Source organism: Streptomyces chengmaiensis (assembly GCF_029846775.1).
Taxonomy (GTDB): domain Bacteria; phylum Actinomycetota; class Actinomycetes; order Streptomycetales; family Streptomycetaceae; genus Streptomyces; species Streptomyces chengmaiensis.
The window spans coordinates 25,840-45,582 of sequence record NZ_JARWBG010000018.1; the positions used below are offsets into that span (position 1 = coordinate 25,840).

21 protein-coding genes and 1 pseudogene are annotated in these 19,743 nt (G+C 69.4%); 16 read left to right on the plus strand and 6 right to left on the minus strand.

Annotation, left to right across the window (positions count from 1 at the left end):
• Entirely contained in the window at positions 1 to 711 is a 711-nt protein-coding gene (locus QCN29_RS16945) for an RDD family protein (RefSeq protein ID WP_279929091.1), read from the plus strand.
• A 4-nt stretch (positions 712 to 715) separates the two neighbouring features.
• Here QCN29_RS16945 and QCN29_RS16950 read toward each other — a convergent pair whose 3' ends face one another.
• A complete protein-coding gene (locus QCN29_RS16950) occupies positions 716 to 1,000 on the minus strand; it encodes a hypothetical protein (RefSeq protein ID WP_279928969.1) in 285 nt (94 codons plus the stop codon).
• Between the two features lie 416 nt (positions 1,001 to 1,416).
• Here QCN29_RS16950 and QCN29_RS16955 point away from each other — a divergent pair, with 416 nt between their 5' ends.
• Positions 1,417 to 3,864 carry an immune inhibitor A domain-containing protein gene (locus QCN29_RS16955; RefSeq protein ID WP_279928970.1) on the plus strand — a complete coding sequence of 816 codons (2,448 nt, stop codon included), beginning with the start codon at positions 1,417 to 1,419 and terminating at the stop codon, positions 3,862 to 3,864.
• 121 nt (positions 3,865 to 3,985) lie between these two features.
• Complete coding sequence (locus QCN29_RS16960; RefSeq protein WP_240140138.1) at positions 3,986 to 4,303, plus strand: hypothetical protein; 318 nt, start codon at positions 3,986 to 3,988, stop codon at positions 4,301 to 4,303.
• A 241-nt stretch (positions 4,304 to 4,544) separates the two neighbouring features.
• On the opposite strand, the gene QCN29_RS16965 is transcribed toward QCN29_RS16960, so the two are convergent.
• Both QCN29_RS16965 and QCN29_RS16970 read right to left on the minus strand, forming a co-directional pair.
• A complete protein-coding gene (locus QCN29_RS16965) occupies positions 4,545 to 5,129 on the minus strand; it encodes an isochorismatase family protein (RefSeq protein WP_240140139.1) in 585 nt (194 codons plus the stop codon).
• Positions 5,130 to 5,421: 292 nt separating this feature from the next.
• Positions 5,422 to 6,750: a nicotinate phosphoribosyltransferase gene (locus QCN29_RS16970; protein WP_279928971.1), complete on the minus strand. Its 1,329-nt coding sequence runs from the start codon at positions 6,748 to 6,750 to the stop codon at positions 5,422 to 5,424.
• 111 nt (positions 6,751 to 6,861) lie between these two features.
• Between QCN29_RS16970 and clpS the strand changes: the two genes are divergently transcribed.
• The 8 genes from clpS to QCN29_RS17010 all read left to right on the plus strand — a co-directional run bounded on the left by clpS (position 6,862) and on the right by QCN29_RS17010 (position 13,669).
• Entirely contained in the window at positions 6,862 to 7,185 is a 324-nt protein-coding gene (gene clpS / locus QCN29_RS16975) for an ATP-dependent Clp protease adapter ClpS (RefSeq protein WP_240140141.1), read from the plus strand.
• A gap of 11 nt (positions 7,186 to 7,196) precedes the next feature.
• Complete coding sequence (locus QCN29_RS16980; RefSeq protein ID WP_279929092.1) at positions 7,197 to 7,790, plus strand: DUF2017 domain-containing protein; 594 nt, start codon at positions 7,197 to 7,199, stop codon at positions 7,788 to 7,790.
• A gap of 383 nt (positions 7,791 to 8,173) precedes the next feature.
• Entirely contained in the window at positions 8,174 to 9,706 is a 1,533-nt protein-coding gene (locus tag QCN29_RS16985; RefSeq protein WP_279928972.1) for an alanine/glycine:cation symporter family protein, read from the plus strand.
• 370 nt (positions 9,707 to 10,076) lie between these two features.
• Positions 10,077 to 11,507, plus strand: coding sequence for an amino acid permease (locus QCN29_RS16990; RefSeq protein ID WP_279928974.1), 1,431 nt, complete (start codon positions 10,077 to 10,079; stop codon positions 11,505 to 11,507).
• 98 nt (positions 11,508 to 11,605) lie between these two features.
• A complete protein-coding gene (locus QCN29_RS16995; RefSeq protein WP_279928975.1) occupies positions 11,606 to 12,028 on the plus strand; it encodes a M67 family metallopeptidase in 423 nt (140 codons plus the stop codon).
• Between the two features lie 96 nt (positions 12,029 to 12,124).
• A complete protein-coding gene (locus tag QCN29_RS17000; RefSeq protein ID WP_267245986.1) occupies positions 12,125 to 12,256 on the plus strand; it encodes a putative leader peptide in 132 nt (43 codons plus the stop codon).
• A 118-nt stretch (positions 12,257 to 12,374) separates the two neighbouring features.
• Positions 12,375 to 12,716: a MoaD/ThiS family protein gene (locus QCN29_RS17005; protein ID WP_279928977.1), complete on the plus strand. Its 342-nt coding sequence runs from the start codon at positions 12,375 to 12,377 to the stop codon at positions 12,714 to 12,716.
• A complete protein-coding gene (locus QCN29_RS17010; protein ID WP_240140146.1) occupies positions 12,716 to 13,669 on the plus strand; it encodes a PLP-dependent cysteine synthase family protein in 954 nt (317 codons plus the stop codon). Before QCN29_RS17005 ends, QCN29_RS17010 begins: the two co-directional genes overlap by 1 nt.
• 251 nt (positions 13,670 to 13,920) lie before the next feature.
• Here the strand turns inward: QCN29_RS17010 and QCN29_RS17015 are convergent, their stop codons facing one another.
• Entirely contained in the window at positions 13,921 to 14,412 is a 492-nt protein-coding gene (locus QCN29_RS17015; RefSeq protein ID WP_279928979.1) for a type II toxin-antitoxin system PemK/MazF family toxin, read from the minus strand.
• 245 nt (positions 14,413 to 14,657) lie between these two features.
• Between QCN29_RS17015 and QCN29_RS17020 the strand changes: the two genes are divergently transcribed.
• The gene (locus QCN29_RS17020) at positions 14,658 to 15,410 is read left to right on the plus strand and encodes an MBL fold metallo-hydrolase (RefSeq protein ID WP_240135628.1); all 753 of its coding nucleotides are present in this window, start codon (positions 14,658 to 14,660) and stop codon (positions 15,408 to 15,410) included.
• Positions 15,411 to 15,551: 141 nt separating this feature from the next.
• Here QCN29_RS17020 and QCN29_RS17025 read toward each other — a convergent pair whose 3' ends face one another.
• Together QCN29_RS17025 and QCN29_RS17030 are read right to left on the minus strand one after the other, a co-directional pair.
• A complete protein-coding gene (locus tag QCN29_RS17025) occupies positions 15,552 to 16,817 on the minus strand; it encodes a PTS transporter subunit EIIC (RefSeq protein ID WP_279928982.1) in 1,266 nt (421 codons plus the stop codon).
• A gap of 170 nt (positions 16,818 to 16,987) precedes the next feature.
• A pseudogene (locus QCN29_RS17030) lies at positions 16,988 to 17,197 on the minus strand (PTS transporter subunit EIIC); the annotation flags it as partial.
• 254 nt (positions 17,198 to 17,451) lie between these two features.
• Here QCN29_RS17030 and QCN29_RS17035 point away from each other — a divergent pair.
• The 4 genes from QCN29_RS17035 (at position 17,452) to rdgB (ending at position 19,711) form a co-directional block, all read left to right on the plus strand.
• Positions 17,452 to 17,685, plus strand: coding sequence for a glucose PTS transporter subunit EIIB (locus QCN29_RS17035; RefSeq protein ID WP_240135626.1), 234 nt, complete (start codon positions 17,452 to 17,454; stop codon positions 17,683 to 17,685).
• 173 nt (positions 17,686 to 17,858) lie between these two features.
• Positions 17,859 to 18,584, plus strand: a complete 726-nt coding sequence (gene rph, locus QCN29_RS17040) for a ribonuclease PH (RefSeq protein ID WP_279928984.1) — start codon at positions 17,859 to 17,861, stop codon at positions 18,582 to 18,584.
• Between the two features lie 123 nt (positions 18,585 to 18,707).
• Positions 18,708 to 19,100 (plus strand): hypothetical protein, encoded by a 393-nt coding sequence (locus QCN29_RS17045; RefSeq protein WP_279928986.1) that lies wholly within the window; start codon positions 18,708 to 18,710, stop codon positions 19,098 to 19,100.
• Between the two features lie 8 nt (positions 19,101 to 19,108).
• On the plus strand, positions 19,109 to 19,711 hold the full coding sequence (rdgB, locus tag QCN29_RS17050) for an RdgB/HAM1 family non-canonical purine NTP pyrophosphatase (protein WP_279928988.1): 603 nt from the start codon (positions 19,109 to 19,111) through the stop codon (positions 19,709 to 19,711).
• The last annotated feature ends 32 nt before the right edge of the window (positions 19,712 to 19,743 follow it).

The following is a 19,743-nucleotide window of genomic DNA, read 5'->3' on the forward strand; positions in this document are numbered from 1 at the left end:
ATGAGCAACGACGACAGGCCGCCGTCCGGGGAGCCGCCCGAGGACGACCCGTTCCGCAAGAAGCCGCCCGAGCAGCCGCCCCCCGAGCAGCCGCCGTCCGGCTCGACGCCTCCGCCGGGCCCGCCGCCTCCGGGCTCCACGCCGCCGCCCCCTCCACCGGGCGGCGGCGGTCCTATGCCTCCGTACGGTCCGGGCGACGCCTACGGCGGAGGCCCCTACGGAGGCGTCGACCCGCTCGCGGGGATGCCTCCGCTCGCCGACTTCGGCCGACGGCTGACGGCCAGGATCGTCGACTGGCTCATCATCGCCGTGCCGCTGTTTCTGCTCTCCCTGCTCTTCGGGGGCTGGGACTTCACCACGGACGGCAACAGCTGGGAGGAGATCAGCGAGGAGCTGAACACCGGCAGGCAGTGGCTCTACTCGCTCGTCGCGGTCGTCGCGTATGTGGGCTACGACACCATCATGGTCAAGAAAGACGGCCAGACGCTGGGCAAGCGCTGGATGAAGATCCGCGTCGCCTTGCTGAACGACGGCAGCGTGCCCGACACCAACTCCTCCCTGCTGCGCGCGATCGTGCTGTGGGTGCCCGCGCTGATCTGCTGCTTCTGCCTCTGGTGGATCATCATCGTCATCACGATCCTGACCGACAAGCCGTACAAACAGGGGTTGCACGACAAGGTCGCCAAGACGGTCGTGGTGCGGGTGCGGTAAGGCTTCAGCGGTGCAGGGAGTGGACGCCGGCGCCCGTGCGCCGGGCGGGCGCAGGTCCGGGCTGTGCCTCCTGCACCGTGCGCAGCGCGGCGTCGAGGGCCGTGCCCCGCCTCCGTACGTCCCGCTGATGCAGGGTGAGGGAGACGGCGAGTCCCAGCGCCAGCGCCACGGCGGCGACGGCGGCGACGGCGATGCCGCCCTCGGCGCCGGTGAGCAGCAGCAGGGCGAGGGCTGAGAAGACGACGGCAGCCGAACCGTAGGCGAACTGTGCGGCAGTCGGACGCGGCATGACGGTATCCGTCCTCGGGGCAGGGGACAGGGACAGGGGGTGTCGTCGGGTCTCTCTCCCGCGCGGGAGCCGGCCGGCACGGTCGCACTGCCGATCGACTCTATGAAGGTGCATGCCCGAGGGGAACCGGTGGTAAGCGTGACCTAACCCACGGTGCCGGTGCACAGGGGGCGCATCGATTCATCCGCACTACCAATTGGCCGAAAATATGCTCCCATTGTCCGGTCCTCCACCCTTTCGAGGGTGTTCGAATTCCGGAACTGGACTCGCGCATAGTGCAGTTGGCCTGTCCAAGTCAAGGACTGTCTTTTCTTCGTCAACTCCGGTCGAATGTCGTCACTTGTGACGCGACTCCGCGCGCGGACTACCCCACATCTTGTCCGTGGCGGCGGGGCGCAGGGGAGGACACCAATCAAGTGACCAACAGAAGACGGACGATCAGAGCGTCCGCGGTGCTCGTGGCGCTCGCCGCGACCACCGCGACGGCCTCGGCCTTCGCCACCGCGCAGGCCGACGACCACCGCTCGACGGACCCGACAGCAATCGAACGCCACGACCCGGCGCCGGGCAAGGCCAAGGGGGGCCACGGCGAGGGACCCGAGAAGGCTCATGTCGAGCACGATCTCGAAGGCCCGTTCAGCAAGCAGCAGGAGGAGCAGCGGCAGGCTGCCCTCGAGCAGGTCATATCGGGCGACGCGACCGTCCAGAAGCGGGGTGCTTCCAAGGTCGTGCGGCTCGATGACAAGAAGTACGTCGAGCTGGGCCGGGAGAAGACCGACAAGATCTTCACCATCCTGGTGGAGTTCGGCGACAAGGTCGACGACACCACGATGTACGACCCCGACGGCGACGGCCCCAAGCCGCCCGTCAAGAAGTACGGCGGCACTCCGGGCCCGCTGCACAACAAGATCGCCGAGCCCGACCGCTCGGTGGACAACTCCACCGCCTGGCAGGAGGATTTCGACCGGCAGCACTTCCAGGACCTGTACTTCGGCAAGGGCCAGAACGCCGACGGCACGCCCAAGCACTCGCTGAAGACCTACTACGAGCGGGCCTCGTCGGGCCGCTACTCGGTCGAGGGCACGGTCTCCGACTGGGTCAAGGTCGAGTACAACGAGGCGCGCTACGGCTCCAACTACTGCGGACAATCGAACTGCTCCAACGTCTGGGACGCCGTCCGCGACGGCGTCAACGCCTGGACCGCCGACCAGAAGGCCAAGGGCAAGACCGACGAGCAGATCAAGGCCGAGCTGTCCCAGTACGACAAGTGGGACCGCTACGACTTCGACGGCGACGGCGAATTCAACGAGCCCGACGGCTACATCGACCACTTCCAGATCGTCCACGCCGGCGAGGACGAGTCCGCGGGCGGCGGTGCGCAGGGCGGCGACGCCATCTGGGCCCACCGCTGGTACGCCTACGGCACCGACGTCGGCAAGACCGGCCCCGCCCAGAACAGGGCCGGCGGCACCCAGATCGGCGAGTCCGGCATCTGGGTCGGCGACTACACCGTGCAGCCCGAGAACGGCGGACTCGGCGTCTTCGCCCACGAGTACGGCCACGACCTCGGCCTGCCGGACCTGTACGACACCTCCGGCGGCGGCGAGAACTCCACCGGCTTCTGGACCCTGATGTCGTCCGGCTCCTGGCTGGGCACCGGCGGCGAGACCATCGGCGACCTCCCCGGCGACATGACCGCCTGGGACAAGCTGCAGCTCGGCTGGCTCAACTACACCAAGGGCAAGGCCGCGACGAAGTCCAAGCACAAGCTGGGCGTCGCCGAGTACAACACCAAGAACCCGCAGGCGCTCGTCGTCGAGCTGCCGAAGAAGGAAGTCACCACCACCGTCGTGAAGCCCGCGCAGGGCTCCAAGCAGTGGTGGAGCCAGATGGGTGACGACCTCAAGAACACCCTGACCCGCTCCGTCGACCTCACCGGCAAGTCGTCGGCCGAGCTGTCGCTCAAGGGCTGGTACGACATCGAGGCCGAGTACGACTACCTCTACACCGAGGTGTCCACGGACGGCGGCGCGACCTGGACCGCGCTGGACGGCACCGCCGACGGCCAGGCCCTCCCGCGGGACGCCTCCGACACGCCCGCGCTGACCGGCGTCTCGGAGACGTACAAGGACCTCGTCTACCCGCTGGACGCGTACGCGGGCAAGAAGTTCGACCTCCGCTTCCGCTACCAGACGGACGGCGGCGTGGCCCCGCTCGGCTTCACGGCCGACGCGATCACCCTGACCGCGGACGGCGCTACGGTCTTCAGCGACGACGCCGAGGGCGACGACGCGGGCTGGACCGCGAAGGGCTTCACCCGCATCGGCGAGGGCTTCACCAAGGAGTACGAGCAGTACTACATCGCCGAGAACCGGCAGTACGTCTCGTACGACCAGACCCTCAAGGTCGGCCCGTACAACTTCGGCTTCGCCGCGCCGAAGGAGAGCTGGGTCGAGCACTACCCGTACCAGAACGGGCTGCTGATCTGGCTCTGGGACACCTCCCAGGCCGACAACAACACCAGCCAGCACCCCGGCAAGGGCCTGATCCTGCCGGTGGACGCCCACGCCGAGCCGTTGAAGTGGAAGGACGGGTCGCTGATGCGCAACCGCATCCAGTCCTACGACTCGACCTTCAGCTGGTGGCCGACGGACAGCATCAAGCTGCACAAGGCGGGGGTCGCCCAGCGGATCTGGCCCAAGTTCGGCAATCCCGTCTTCGACGACCGCAAGGGGACCTACTGGCACGAGGGGAACCCGACCGGAAGCGTCGACGTTCCTGACACCAACACGCGGATCTCGATCGCCTGGCAGCCGTGGAGCGGCAAGACGATCACCGTCAAGGTGGGCCCCTCCACCAAATAATTGACATAACCGCAGGTCAAACCATGATCGGCCGTTGCCCCCTGGCGGGCGGCGGCCGATCGTGTTTAGGTGCGGGAGACGAGACCCTTATTGACACCAGAGCACGGGGGAGTGGATCAGCATGCCCGGAGGCGGGTTCTGCAAGCTGCCGGGAGGCAGCGTCGTGGTCGCGATAGGACTGCCCAGTCCGGCCGGGGACGGCGGGACGGTCCGCGTCCTGGTCCATGCGGCGAACCGGGCGCGGGCGCTGACGCGGCTGCGGAATCTGGGGCTGCGGGCGGTGTACCTGCGCGGCAACGCGGAGCCTCCGACGCCGGACGAGATCACGGCGGTGCTGCACCACCCGGACGGCCTTCTCTGGCGTACGTCGGGCCCTGCGGCGCCGCAGGAGCTCTGGCACCCCATCCGGGCCCTGCTGCGCGCCACGACCAGCGCCTGACCGCCCTCCGGGGCTCCGCCCCCGGACCCCGCCCCTCAAGCGCCGGAGGGGCTGGATCTTCCAGCCCCTCCAGGGGCGGCAGCCGGGGGGAGATCGAGGACTCGGCCGAAGGACGTACGGGGGTCCGGGGGCTTGCCCCCCGGTTTCGGGAAGGGCGGGCAGGGAAACCCCGCGCGGCCCCCCGGGCGCCGCACGGCGGCCCCCAGGCCGCACTGCCGGCTTGCCGGAGAGGGCCCCCGGGTCACACCACCGGCTTGCCGGAGAGCTCCACGCCCGCCCCCCGCATCTCCTCCAGCGCCCGCTGGGTCGTCTCCTGCGCGACGCCCGCCGTCAGGTCCAGCAGGACATGGGTGCGGAAGCCCTCGCGGGCCGCGTCGAGGGCGGTCATCCGGACGCAGTGGTCGGTGGCGATGCCGACGATGTCGACATCGGTGATCCCGTGCCGGCGCAGCCAGTCCGCCAGCGGCGTGCCGTTCTCGTCGGCGCCCTCGAAGCCGCTGTAGGCCGCCGTGTACGCGCCCTTGCTGAAGACCGCGTCGATCGCGCCCGAGGCGACGGCCGGCGCGAAGTTCGGGTGGAAGCCGATGCCCTCGGTGCCCGCGACGCAGTGGGGCGGCCAGGAGCCGACGTAGTCCGGGTGGTCGGAGAAGTGGTCACCGGGGTCGATGTGGTGGTCGCGCGTGGCGACGACATGGGCGTAGCCCGCCTGGGACTCGCCGATCAGGTCGGTGATGGCGGCCGCGACGTCCGCGCCCCCCGCCACCGCGAGGCTGCCGCCCTCGCAGAAGTCGTTCTGAACGTCCACGACGATCAATGCGCGGTGCATGGCGGGTGTCCTTCGGTGGGGGCGGGGTCGACGGCTGCTGAGGCGGCGTCCCGTACGGGGGCCTTTCGCATCCGGGCCTTTCGTACGGGTCTGCTTCGTACGCTTTCACTTCGTACGGGTTTGCTTCGCACGAGCGTCTCCCGCACGGGGGCATCCCGTACAGGGGATGAGATCGAGAGTAGAGACTTCGACGGCCCAGGGGGAGGGGGCATCGTCGTCGCACGGGGCGCGTTCGCCCAGGGCGCGCCAACGAGTACCCCGCTCACGGGCGCCGCATCAGCCTGCGCCGGGCTCATCGGCACTCCGTGGGGATCACCGGCTCGCCCCGCGACAGCTGTATCGCCGACAGCGGCAGCCCCGCCCGCGCCGCCGCATGCCGCTCCCGCGCGGCCTCCAGCGGCTCCCGCGCCACGATCTCGCCGCCCTTGACCAGCTCCGCGAGCAGCTGGCGGTCGACGAGGTCCGCCGGGACCTCGCCCGCCGAGACGACCTCGGCCTCGGCGACCCCGTACTCGTCCAGCCGCCGCGCCGCCCACTTGCGGCCGCCGAGCGAGCTCTTCGCGCCCAGGGACTTCTTCGCCACCGGCCGCAGCGGGGCCGCGACGTCGGCGGACCCGGCGCGCGCCACGAGCTTGTAGACCATCGAGCAGGTGGGGTGCCCGCTGCCGGTGACGAGCTGGGTGCCCACTCCGTACGCGTCCACCGGCGCCGCGGCCAGCGACGCGATGGCGTACTCGTCCAGATCGGAAGTGACGACGATCTTCGTGTCATATGCGCCCAGCTCGTCGAGCTGCTGCCGGACCCGGTGCGCCACCAGCAGCAGATCACCCGAGTCGATGCGCACCGCCCCCAGCTCCGGCCCCGCGACGGCCACGGCCGTGCGGACCGCCTCGGCGACGTCGTAGGTGTCGACGAGCAGCGTGGTGCCCCGGCCGAGCGAGTCGACCTGCGCCCGGAAGGCGTCCCGCTCGCTGTCGTGCAGCAGGGTGAAGGCGTGCGCGCTGGTGCCCACCGTCGGGATGCCGTAGCGGAAGCCGGCCGCCAGGTCGGAGGTGGAGTCAAAGCCGCCGACGTACGCGGCGCGCGCCGCGGCCACCGCGGACAGCTCGTGGGTGCGCCGTGCGCCCATCTCGATCAGCCGCCGCCCGCCCGCGGCGACGGACATCCGGGAGGCCGCCGCCGCGATCGCCGAGTCGTGGTTGAGGATCGACAGGATCACGGTCTCCAGCAGCACGCACTCGGCGAAGGAGCCCTCGACGCGCAGCACCGGGGAGCCGGGGAAGTACACCTCGCCCTCGGGGTAGCCCCAGATGTCCCCGCTGAAGCGGTAGTCGGCGAGCCAGCGCAGCGTGGGCCCGTCCACGATCCGCATCTCGCGCAGAAAGCCCAGCACGGCGTCGTCAAAGCGGAAGTTCTCGACCGCGTCCAGCACCCGGCCGGTGCCCCCGACGACTCCGTAGCGGCGGCCCTCGGGCAGCCGGCGGGTGAAGACCTCGAAGACGGAGCGGCGGTCCGCGGTGCCCGCCCTCAGTGCCGCCTGCACCATCGTGAGCTCGTACTGGTCGGTGAAGAGCGCCGTCGAGGGAACCTCGACGGGCAGTCCCAGGTCCGCTGTGTCCATGACGAGGATGCTACACCTGATTTCGTCAAAGTGACGAGATCTCGTCGCGGGAGCAACTCGGGCTCCCTGTCAGGGGTGCCGTTTGTGCGTCGGGCCGGTGCGGGTGGCAGCATGGATCGTGTGAGTGTCGCTCCCGTAGAGCCAGTGGAAACCGCCCGCCCCGACGCGGAGGAAGAGGCCTTCGCCGTCCCTGAACCGGACGTGCCCTGGGTGACGCTCGTCCACAATGATCCGGTCAACCTGATGAGCTACGTCACGTATGTCTTCCAGGCGTACTTCGGGTATCCCAAGGACAAGGCGCACAAGCTGATGCTCGATGTACACCACAAGGGCCGCGCGGTCGTCTCCAGCGGGACGCGCGAGGAGATGGAACGCGACGTGCAGGCCATGCACGGCTACGGACTGTGGGCGACCCTGTCCCACGACCGCACGTGATGGCGAAGGACATGGCCGGACACTTCGAGCCGATCCCGGGCGGCGGGGCGGCCGTCGCCCTGGACGAGGTGGAGATCTCGATCCTGCGCTCGCTCGCCGTGCAGCTGATGGAGCTGATCGGCCCCGGCGAGGAGCCCGCCGGCGGCGAGGAGGACCCGCTGGCCGCCCTGTTCGCCGAGGGGCCGAGCGAGCCGCCAGCCGACCCGGCGCTGGCCCGTCTCCTCCCCGACGCCTACGGCGGCCCGGACGGCGAGCAGGACGACGAACTGCAGGCGTACTCCGCAGAGTTCCGCCGCTACACCGAGAACGACCTGCGCGCCCGCAAGCGCGACGATGCACTCGCCATGGTCCGCAGCCTTGACTCGCTGACCTCCCAGGGCGAGGGCGGCGCCGTCCTCAAGCTCCCACCCGAGGACTGCCGGCGCTGGCTCGGCGCCCTCAACGACCTCCGGCTGACGATCGGCACCCGGCTCGAGGTCCGGGACGACGACGACACCGCCGAGCTGTACCGGCTGCCCGACTCCGACCCGCGCAAGCCGATGGTGATGGCCTACCTCTGGCTCGGCTCGCTCCAGGAGTCACTGGTGGAAACGCTGCTGACCTGATGCTTTAGTGTCCGGAAACAGACATCTGCCGTCTTGAGCGCGTTCGCTCAACGGACCTTAAGATCCGGATAACGATCCCGTCACCGCCCTCGCTGTTTCACCAGTTGAGGGCGGTTTTTACGTTTTGCGTGTGACCTGTGCCACTCACCATGGCGCAAAAGGCGTGGTAAGAATTCGCAACTCCTGTGCGAAGTGACCCCTCGCTCGCACCGGAGCCGCCGGGACCGTCTCGGCCAAGCACGACCAAGGCACGAATGGTTCCGATTGTCCGCGGATCCTGCCCCACGTCGCCGATCGGACAACGGCGTTCGCTCAACACAAACCAGCCCCGTACGGCCGGTCGCCGCGCACCGCGCTGCGGCACCCCTCCCTGAGGTAGCCAGATGTCACTCGACAGCATCACCAAGACCATCGATGAGCGCGTAAGCAGCGTCTTCGAACCCGTAGCTTCAGCGCTCGGAGACTTCGTCTTCTACAGCGTCAACATCAACGGCGCCGAGCTTCCCCTGATCGTCGCCTGGCTCGTCGTCGCGGGCCTCGTCTTCACCGGATGGTTCGGTTTCGTCCAGTTCCGCAAGTTCAAGCTCGCTGTCGACGTGGTGCGCGGCAAGTACGACGACAAGGACTCCCAAGGCGAGGTCAACCACTTCCAGGCGCTGACCGCCGCCGTCTCCGGCACCGTCGGCCTCGGCAACATCGCCGGTGTCGCCGTCGCCGTCTCCATCGGTGGCCCCGGCGCCACCTTCTGGATGATCCTCTGCGGTCTGCTCGGCATGGCGAGCAAGTTCGTCGAGGTCACCCTCGGTGTGAAGTACCGCGAGGTGCACGAGGACGGCACCGTCTCCGGCGGTCCGATGCACTACCTGCCCAAGGGCCTCGCCGAGCGCTTCGGCGCGAACGGCAAGACCATCGGCAAGGTGCTCGCCGTCCTCGCCTCCGTGATGATCCTCTTCTTCGGTCTCTTCGGCGGCAACCTCTTCCAGGTCAACCAGAGCTACAGCCAGCTCGCCTCCGTCACCGGCGGCGGCTCCTCCACCTTCGCGCTGTTCTTCGGCCTGCTGATCGCCGCCCTCGTCGGCCTGGTGCTGCTCGGCGGCATGCGCTCCGTCGCCTCCGTCACCAGCCGTCTGGTCCCGGCGATGGCCGGCATGTACGTGGTGGCCTGCCTGGTCGTCATCCTGTTCAACGTCACCGCCGTGCCGGACGCTGTCGGCACGATCATCTCCGAGGCGTTCAGCCCGTCCGGTGTCGCCGGTGGTGTGATCGGCGCCCTGATCGTCGGTTTCAAGCGCGCCGCGTTCTCCAACGAGGCCGGTCTGGGCTCCGCCCCGATCGCCCACTCCGCGGTCAAGACCAAGCACCCCGCGAGCGAGGGTCTGGTCGCCCTGCTGGAGCCGTTCATCGACACGGTCGTCATCTGCACCATGACCGCGCTGACCATCGTGATCGCCAACCCGGCCAGCTGGGCCGAGGCGCGGGCCGGCGAGTCCATCGGCGGTGTCACCATCACGTCCGACGCCTTCGAGACCGTGCTGCCGTGGTTCCCGTACCTGCTCACCGTCGCGGTGCTGCTGTTCGCCTTCTCCACGCTGATCACCTGGGGCTACTACTGCCTCAAGGCCTGGTCGTACCTCTTCGGCCGCAGCAAGGCCAGCGAGCTCACCTTCAAGGTGATGTACGTGGTGATCGTGGTCCTCGGCGCGCTGGTCTCGCTGGACACCCTGATCAGCATGGCCGACTCGGTCCTCTTCATGCTGGCCGTGATCAACATCATCGGTCTGTACCTGCTGGCGCCGATCGTCAAGAAGGAGCTCGACAAGTTCCTGGCGTACGTCGCCGCCCGGCGCTCCGGCACGGCCGTCGAGGCTGCCGAGGCCGCCGAGCCGGAGGACGAGGAGCCTGTGAAGGTCGTCTGACCCGTCAGGCCCTGACACGGATCTGCTGATCGACGGATCCGCATCCACAGACGAGTCCGCCCGCACCGCTTGCCGGTGCGGGCGGACTCGTCTGCATATAAAGCTCAGCGTTCGCTCAACGGACGTTCAAATCCGAGTAACGATCAAGTTTGCCGATCGCCATGCTTTGACCCGAGAGGGGGCTGATGTCCCCTTCTTCCTGTGCTCCGCGCCACATCCGCCTCAACCTGCCCATGTTTCCAGCGTGTTACAACTTCACGACCGCTCGCGGGACGCCACCCCTGTCCCCGAGGGCGCTTCAGCCGGCCGACCGCCGGTGGCACTCCATCCATATCCGGGGGGGGATCAGCATGGAGAAAGGCGCAGCACCATGACCTCGGCGCAGGTCGAGAAGGACCCCGCGCACACCGCGGGAGACGCTCCGGACGGGGGCGAGGGCTACCAGCGCGGACTGGGCGCCCGGCAGATCCAGATGATCGCCATCGGAGGGGCCATCGGCACCGGCCTCTTCCTCGGCGCGGGCAAGGCCATATCCAAGGCCGGACCCAGCCTGATCCTGGCCTACGCCCTCGCGGGCCTGGTCATCTTCTTCATCATGCGGGCGCTCGGCGAGCTGCTGATGTACCGCCCGGTGTCGGGCTCCTTCTCGGAGTACGCCCGCGAATTCATCGGCCCCTTCGCCGGCTTCGTCACCGGCTGGACCTACTGGCTCTTCTGGGTCGTCACCGGCATCACCGAAGTCACCGCGGCCGCCACATACATGACGTACTGGTTCGACCTGCCGCAGTGGATCTCCGCACTGGTCTTCACGGTCATCCTCTACACCGCGAACCTGATCTCCGTGAAGCTCTTCGGGGAGATCGAGTTCTGGTTCTCGATGGTGAAGGTCACCGCCATCCTCGGCATGATCCTGATCTGCGCCGGCGTCCTCACCCTCGGCTTCTCCGACGCGGGCGACACCGCCTCCGTGACCCATCTGTGGACCCAGGGAGGCTTCTTCCCGCACGGCGTCGGCGGCACCCTCGGCACCCTCCAGATCGTGATGTTCGCCTTCCTCGCGGTGGAACTCGTCGGCGTCACCGCAGGCGAGTCCAAGGACCCGGAGACCACCCTGCCCAAGGCCATCAACACCGTGCCCTGGCGCATCGCCGTCTTCTACGTCGGCGCACTGATCATGATCCTGTCGGTGGTTCCCTGGAGCGAATTCCAGGCCGGCGTCTCGCCGTTCGTCGCCGCCTTCGAGAAGATGGGACTCGGCGTCGGCGCCGCCATCGTCAACTTCGTCGTGCTGACCGCCGCGCTCTCCTCCTGCAACTCCGGCATGTACTCCACCGGCCGGATGCTGCGCGACCTCGCCCTCAACGGCCAGGGCCCGAAGCTCTTCACCCGGCTCACCCGCAGCGGCACCCCGCTGGTCGGCACCACCTTCTCCGCCGCGCTGATGCTCGTCGGGGTCTGGATCAACTACCAGTGGCCGGGCGAGGCCTTCGAGTACGTGGTCTCCTTCGCCACCATCTCCGGCATGTGGGCCTGGATCATGATCCTGGTCAGCCACCTCCGCTACCGGGCCCGGACCGCCCGCGGCGAGCTTCCCGAATCCTCCTTCAAGGCCCCCGGCGCCCCGTGGGCCAGCCTGTTCGCGCTCTTCTTCCTCGGCTGCGTCATCGTCATGATGGCGGCCGACCCGGATGCGCGGATCTCCCTGTACTGCGCGCCGCTGTGGGCGCTGCTGCTGCTCGGGTCCTACCTGGCGCTGCGCGCCGGAAACCCGGAGGGTGCGGCCTTCGCCAAGCGCCGCTGACCCGCCCACTCCCTGGTCAGGGAGGCGTCATCCCGCTATCCGGTCGACCTCGTACCACTCTTCGGTATGGGGTCGACCGTCTGCTTATCCTGTCGCTCATGCTGACCCTCACCCAGGCCCTGTACGACCAGATCGTCGCGCACGCCCGCGCCGACCACCCCGACGAGGCGTGCGGCGTCGTCGCCGGGCCCGCGGGCACGGACCGCCCCGAGCGCTTCATCCCGATGCTCAACGCCGCCCGCTCGCCCACGTTCTACGAGTTCGACTCCGGCGATCTGCTCAAGCTCTACCGGGAGCTCGACGACCGCGACGAGGAGCCTGTGATCATCTACCACTCGCACACCGCGACCGAGGCGTACCCCTCCCGCACCGACATCAGCTACGCCAACGAACCCGGCGCGCACTACGTCCTCGTCTCCACCGCCGACACCGACGGAGCGGGCCCCTTCCAGTTCCGTTCCTTCCGTATCGTGGACGGCGCCGTGGAGGAGGAAGAGGTCAAGGTCGTCGAGGCCTACTGAGGCGTGCACGGCGGGGCGTCCGCCTGGCGAACAGCAGACGTCCGGTATCTGAGATCACATTCCAGAATCCGAACCGGGAATCGATACGATGAGCGCATGGTTGTGAGCGACGTGAGCGACAAGACGCCCAGCAGGCTGCTGCTCGTGGCGCGGCTGCACGTCGACCTGTGCCGCCTCGCCAGCGCGATGTGTACGAACCGCACGGGCACGCCCCGCGCGGCACTCTGAGCCCGCGCACCCCCGATCTGCCCGCACGCCCCGCCCGCCTGCCGCGGGCCCAGCCGCGCGCCCGGGCGCACACCGTCCCGGGGCACCACCGAAGACTTCACCCGACAGGAGCCCACCCATGGCCATCGAGGTCCGCATCCCGACCATCCTCCGCACCTACACCGACGGCGCAAAGGCCGTCGAGGCCAGCGGGGAGACCATCGCCGAGCTGTTCGCAGACCTCGAGACCCGCCACGCCGGCATCCTGGAGCGCCTGGTCGACAAGGACAAGGGCGACCAGCTGCGCCGCTTCGTCAACGTCTACCTCAACGACGAGGACGTCCGCTTCCTCGACGGCATCTCCACCAAGCTCAGCGACGGCGACAACGTGACCATCCTGCCCGCCGTCGCGGGGGGATCTGCCGCGGCCGAGCCGCGTCCGGCAGAGGTGGCGGTCGGACGACCGGCAGGCATGCTCTGATGGCCCGATACGACAGCCCCCTCGACGCGGTCGGCAACACCCCGCTCGTACGGCTGCCGCGGCTGTCCCCCTCCGAGGACGTGCGGATCTGGGCGAAGCTCGAGGACCGCAACCCGACCGGCTCGGTCAAGGACCGCCCCGCGCTCCACATGATCGAACAGGCCGAGAAGGACGGCCGGCTCACCCCCGGCTGCACCATCCTGGAGCCCACCTCCGGCAACACCGGCATCTCCCTCGCCATGGCGGCCAAACTCAAGGGCTACCGCATCGTGTGCGTCATGCCGGAGAACACCAGCGAGGAGCGCCGCCAGCTGCTCGCCATGTGGGGCGCCGAGATCATCTCCAGCCCGGCGGCGGGCGGCTCCAACACGGCCGTCCGCGTGGCCAAGGAGCTGTCCGCCGAGCACCCCGACTGGGTGATGCTCTACCAGTACGGCAACGCGGACAACGCGGGCGCCCACTACGCCACCACAGGGCCGGAGATCCTCGCCGACCTGCCGTCCATCACCCACTTCGTCGCAGGCCTGGGCACCACCGGCACGCTGATGGGCGTCGGCCGCTATCTGCGCGAGCACGTCCCCGGCGTCCAGATCGTCGCCGCCGAGCCGCGCTACGACGACCTGGTCTACGGGCTGCGCAACCTGGACGAGGGCTTCGTGCCCGAGCTGTACGACGCCTCGGTGCTCACCACCCGCTTCTCCGTGGGCTCCGCCGACGCGGTCACCCGAACCCGGGAGCTGCTCCAGCAGGAGGGCATCTTCGCGGGCGTCTCCACGGGCGCGGCCCTGCACGCGGCGATCGGCGTCGGCAGGAAGGCGGTCAAGGCGGGGCAGCCCGCCGACATCGTCTTCGTGGTCGCCGACGGCGGATGGAAGTACCTGTCGACGGGCGTCTACACCGCGCCGACGACTCAGGCGGCGATCGAAACCCTCCAGGGCCAGCTCTGGGCGTGACGCCTACGGGACCGTCCGGCCCTGCGGCCCGCGCCGCCCCCGACCGCGCGCGCCTTCCGTACGGCCCGGGTGCCCGGACGCTCCCATGAAACGGCGTGGGTCTGTGAAACGGCGTGGGCCCGGCGTGGCCCGGCCGATCAGGGCCCGGCCGGCTTCCGAGCCCGGGCGGGCCGTTGCGCGCGGGCCCTTGCGCTCGCGGGCCCGTCCGAGGGGGTGCGCACCGCGCTCGCCCTCACCGACGCCCCGCGGGCCTACACCGCCAGATGACGCACATGGTCCCAGACCGCAGGGTCGACCACCCCGACCCTGCGGCGGAAGGCCCACGGCTCCACCTCGCGGAGCTCGTCCGTCTCCAGGAAACTGGGCCGGCCCCGGGCGTCCCCCACCGTGCCGGGCGGCAGCGGAATCACCCCGGGCCGCTCGTCCCGGTACCGGCTGGTGATCTTCGCGACCTGCACCGTACGCCCGCGCGCCGACAGCACCAGACAGGGCCGGTCCTTGCCCCCGGGCCCGTCTTCGTACGGCACCTGAGCCCACCAGATCTCCCCGGGCCGGGGCTCCTGCTCGGGCCCGGTCGGCCGCCTCGGAGGACGGGTGCGCCCGCCCGGCCGCACCCCGCCCGGCCGACCGCCGGGCCGCCGACCCCCGGGCCGCCGTCTGCTCCGGCCCAGCCCGTCCGAGACCGCGGCGATCAACGCGATCACCACCACAGCGAGCACCGCGAGCCACCAGGACGTGTCCATACGCAGACCGTACCCCGCGACGGCCCGCCGTCCGGGGCCGGCAGCCGTCCCGCCGCGGACGGCGGTCGAACGCGCGTGTTGCCGCGCGTATGAGCACCTGAGCACATGCCCCTGACGGGTGACACCGCAGGTGAGTTCCCCCACAACGGCACCTTGCGGAGGAGCGACCGCCCACTTCGCGCCTTACGCTCGACAGACCGCACGACCCACCCCCAGCCCTCCCCGTCAACGGAGGTTCCAGCTCAATGAAGGTCACCGTCGTCGGCTGCTCGGGGTCGTTCCCGTCCGCGGAATCGGCCTGTTCGAGCTACCTCGTCGAGGCCGACGGCTTCCGGCTGCTTCTCGACATGGGCAACGGCGCCCTGGGCGAGCTTCAGCGCCACATCGGTCTCTACGACCTCGACGCCATCTTCCTCAGCCATCTCCACGCGGACCACTGCATCGACATGTGCGGGTACTTCGTCGCCCGCTACTACCGCCACGACGGCGGACGCTGCCCCGCCCTCCCGGTCTACGGCCCCGAGGGCACCGAGCAGCGCCTGACCACCGCGTACGCCGACACGCCCTCCGCCACCTCGATGAGCGAGGTCTTCGACTTCCACACGCTGAAGCCCGGCAGCTTCGACATCGGCCCGTTCTCGGTCCGCACGGAGCGCGTCTCGCACCCGGTGGAGGCGTACGGCATCCGCCTGGAGCACGGCGGCCGCACCTTCGCCTACTCCGGCGACTCGGGCGTTTGCGAAGGGCTGCACGAGCTCGCCGACGGCGTGGACCTCTTCCTGTGCGAGGCGTCCTTCACCCATGGCAAGGAAGACGTCCCCGACCTCCATCTCAACGGCCGCGAGGCGGGGGCGCAGGCGCGCCGTGCGAACGTCGGCCGACTGGTGCTGACCCATATCCCGCCGTGGACGGACGGCGAACAGAACCTGGCGGACGCGCGCGCGGTGTACGACGGCCCGTGCGAGCTCGCGGCCCCGGGCCGGGTCTACGAGGTCTGAGCCGCCGGGCCCGTCAAGGCCGCGTCCGTCAAGGCCGCGTCCGTCGAAGCCGCGTCCGTCGAGGCCGAGCCCTTCTGAACGAACCGCGGCCCCCGTGTCTTCCGTACCAGACACGGGGGCCGCTGCTCTGTGTGAACCGGCCTACTTGGCCTCGGCCTTCTGCAGCTCGGCCAGCTCCTCGTCGGATTCACGGCCCGGCGTCGGGAGGTTGAACTTGACGATCGCGAACCGGAAGATCGCGTAGTAGACGGCCGCGAAGCACAGACCGACCAGGACCAGGCCCCACGGGTTGGACGCGATTCCCAGGTTCAGCAGGAAGTCGATGGCGCCGGCCGAGAAGCCGAAGCCGTCCTTCATGCCGAGCGCCCAGGTCAGCGCCATCGAGACACCGGTGAGCACCGCATGGACCGCGTACAGCACCGGCGCGATGAACATGAACGTGAACTCGATCGGCTCGGTCACACCGGTGACGAACGAGGTCAGTGCGAGCGAGAACATCATGCCGCCCACGACCTTGCGTCGCTCGGGGCGGGCGCAGTGGACGATGGCGAGGCAGGCCGCCGGAAGGGCGAACATCATGATCGGGAAGAAGCCCGTCATGAACTGGCCGGCCGCCGGGTCTCCGGCCAGGAAGCGGGCGATGTCGCCGTGCTTGCCGTCGAACTCCCCCGCCTGGAACCACGGGAAGGAGTTCAGCAGGTGGTGCATGCCCACCGGGATCAGCGCACGGTTGGCGACGCCGAAGATGCCCGCGCCCGCGGCCCCGGAGCCCACCAGCCACTCGCCGAAGTGGTGCAGGCCCGCGCCGAGTACCGGCCAGACGAGACCGAAGACGATGCCGACGAGCAGTCCGGCGAAGGCGGAGAGAATCGGGACGAGCCGACGGCCGCCGAAGAAGCCCGCCCAGTCGGGCAGCTTGGTGCGGTAGAAGCGCTGGTACAGCAGTGCGACCACGATGCCCATGACGACACCGCCGAGGACGCCCGCGTTGACGGGCGCGTCCACCTGGACGATCTTGCCGTCGACCACCGTAGCGATCTGCGGGAGGTTGCTGTCGGTGAAGGTGGCGAGCACCTTCTGGAAGACCAGATAGCCGGTCACGGCCGCAAGCGCCGTCGAGCCGTCGGACTTCTTGGCGAAGCCGATCGCGATGCCGACGCAGAACAGCAGCGCCATGTTGTCGAGCAGCGCTCCGCCGCCCGCCGCCATATAGCCGGCGATCTTGGTGATGAAGTCCGGGAAGGACTCACGGGCCAGCATGTCGGCCTGGCCGAAACGGACCAGCAGCGCGGCAGCGGGCAGCACTGCGACCGGCAGCATCAGGCTGCGGCCGATGCGCTGCATGACAGCCATCGCGCCGGCGCCCTTCTTCTTGTCCGCCGCGGGGGCGGCGCTCGCCGTACTCATCAACTTCCTCCAGGGGACAAGGCGCCGCCAGGGACAGTTCACGGGGGGACGGCGGCGTCTCAAGGGGAACGCGGCATGACGTGCACACGGCCGCGTGGTCTACACCATCAGAGGTGTAGACCAGTTGTAGCACGTGAGAGTTAGATAAGGAACCTGTGAATTCTGCGGCGAGCGCCCCCCGCTCCCGCCGTCACCTCCGCGACGTCGTCCCAGCCCAGCCCGTCCGCGCCGAACACATCCGGCTGACCCAGCCGGTTGAGGATGCCGGCGGCCGGCGGCGCGGCGATCCGGAGTTGCAGACTGCGCCCCATCTTCTGCAGCCCCTGGAACGCCACATGCCGCCGGCTCGGCTGCGAGGCGTCGGCGCTGTCGGCGCTCATCGGCGTTCCCCCGGAGGCGCCCGGCCGGGGCAGGCCTGGCTTGGCACGTGCTGCAGACTGGTGTAGACCAGTCGGGTGAGGTTCCGGGACCTGTCGAGGGCAGGGCTCTCCGGTGATCATCATCATTCGGTACGAGACGGTTACTCGCCTGCGAAGATGGGCCAACCGTGCGTTACCGTGACCAAGCGGACCGAAGGTGGGCCGAACGGCGACGCCCAGGTGTCGCCCAGCGCTCTTGAACGCAGGGAGAGAACATGGCCAGCAAGGCTGAGAAGATCGTCGCCGGCCTCGGCGGCATCGACAACATCGAAGAGATCGAGGGCTGCATCACCCGCCTCCGTACCGAAGTCGCCGACCCCAGCCTCGTCGACGAAGTCGCGCTCAAGGCCGCCGGCGCCCACGGCGTCGTCAAGATGGGCAGCGCGATCCAGGTCGTCATCGGCACCGACGCCGACCCCATCGCGGCGGACATCGAAGACATGATGTGAGCGACGCACGCGAGGCAGCCGGGTCGCGGATGGCGGTGATGCCCGCGGTTTCGCCGAGTGGGCGGAGAAGCGAACGAAGGGCATGAACCGCCACCTCCGCACCTCCGCCGTTGCACAGGGGCCTGTCCACACCCGGACAGGCCTCTTCCGTATGTGCCGATAGGCTCGATGCCATGTCTCGAATCGACGGCCGCACCCCCGAACAACTCCGCCCCGTCACCATCGAACGCGGATGGAGCAAGCACGCCGAGGGCTCCGTCCTCATCTCCTTCGGCGACACCAAGGTCTTCTGCACCGCCTCCGTCACCGAAGGCGTCCCCCGCTGGCGAAAAGGCAGCGGCGAAGGCTGGGTGACCGCCGAGTACTCGATGCTGCCGCGCTCCACCAACACCCGCGGCGACCGCGAATCCGTACGCGGCAAGATCGGCGGCCGCACCCATGAGATCAGCCGCCTCATCGGCCGCTCCCTGCGCGCCGTCATCGACTACAAGGCGCTCGGCGAGAACACCATCGTCCTGGACTGCGACGTCCTTCAGGCCGACGGCGGCACCCGCACCACCGCCATCACCGGCGCCTATGTCGCCCTCGCCGACGCCGTCGCCTGGGCCCAGAACAAGAAACTCGTCAAGGCCGGACGCAAGCCGCTGACCGGAACCGTCGCCGCCGTCTCCGTCGGCATCGTCGACGGCACCCCCCTCCTCGACCTCTGCTACGAGGAAGACGTGCGCGCCGAGACCGACATGAACGTCGTCTGCACCGGAGACGGCCGCTTCGTCGAAGTCCAGGGCACCGCCGAGGCCGAGCCCTTCGACCGCAAGGAACTCAACGCCCTCCTCGATCTCGCGTCGGGCGGCTGCGCCGACCTCGCGGCGATCCAGCGCACCGCGCTCGAAGGCTGAAGACGCAGCCGGAGGGTCAAAGGTAAAGAAGCAACCAAGAAAGAGACCCGCTGCGTCTGTACAGTCACGGGCGTGCGGATCGAACCGTACGCCCGTCCACACCTTGGGGAGGACCCACCACCCATGCGCAGCAGCCGCCGTATCCGCACCGTCGTCGTCGCCGCCGCCGCCGCAGCCGCCCTGGCCGGAGTCGTCGGCTGCGGAGCCCTCGACAAGGCCCTCGACTGCGTCCAGACCGCAGACGCCATAGCCACCAGCGTCAACAAGCTCCAGCAGGCGGTCTCCACTGCCGCGGACGACCCCACGCAGCTCAACGAAGCCCTTGACGAGATCGACACCGAGCTCGGCAAGCTCAAGGACGACACGGACAACGCCGACCTGTCCAAGGCCGTCGAAGACCTCGACAGGGGCGTCGACTCGGTCCGCGAAGCCGTCAACAGCGGCGACGCCACCCCGGACCTCAGCCCCGTCACCGACGCGGCCGCCGAAATCGGCAAGGTCTGCACGCCCGGATAATCATCGGCATGACCCGACTGATCCTCGCCACCCGCAACACCGGGAAGATCACCGAACTCCGCGCGATCCTCGCCGACGCAGGGCTCCACCACGAACTCGTCGGCGCGGACGCCTATCCCGACGTCCCCGACGTCAAGGAGACCGGTGTCACCTTCGCCGAGAACGCCCTCCTCAAGGCCCACGCACTGGCCCGGGCCACCGGCCTGCCCGCCGTCGCCGACGACTCCGGCCTCTGCGTGGACGTCCTCGGCGGCGCCCCCGGCATCTTCTCCGCCCGCTGGGCCGGCGCCCACGGCGACGACACGGCCAACCTCAGGCTGCTCCTCGCCCAACTCGCCGACGTCGACGACGCCCACCGCGCGGCCCACTTCGCCTGCGCGGCCGCCCTCGCCCTCCCGGACGGCACCGACCGCGTCGTCGAAGGCCGCCTCACCGGCACCCTGCGCCACACCCCGTCCGGCGCGGGCGGCTTCGGCTACGACCCCATCCTCCAGCCGGACGGCGAGAGCCGCACCTGCGCGGAGCTCACTCCGGCGGAGAAGAACGCGATCAGCCATCGGGGAAAGGCGTTCCGGGCGCTGGCTCCGCTGGTGCGGGAGCTGCTGGGCTGATCCGGAGAATGCGAAAGGCCTGCGAACTAATC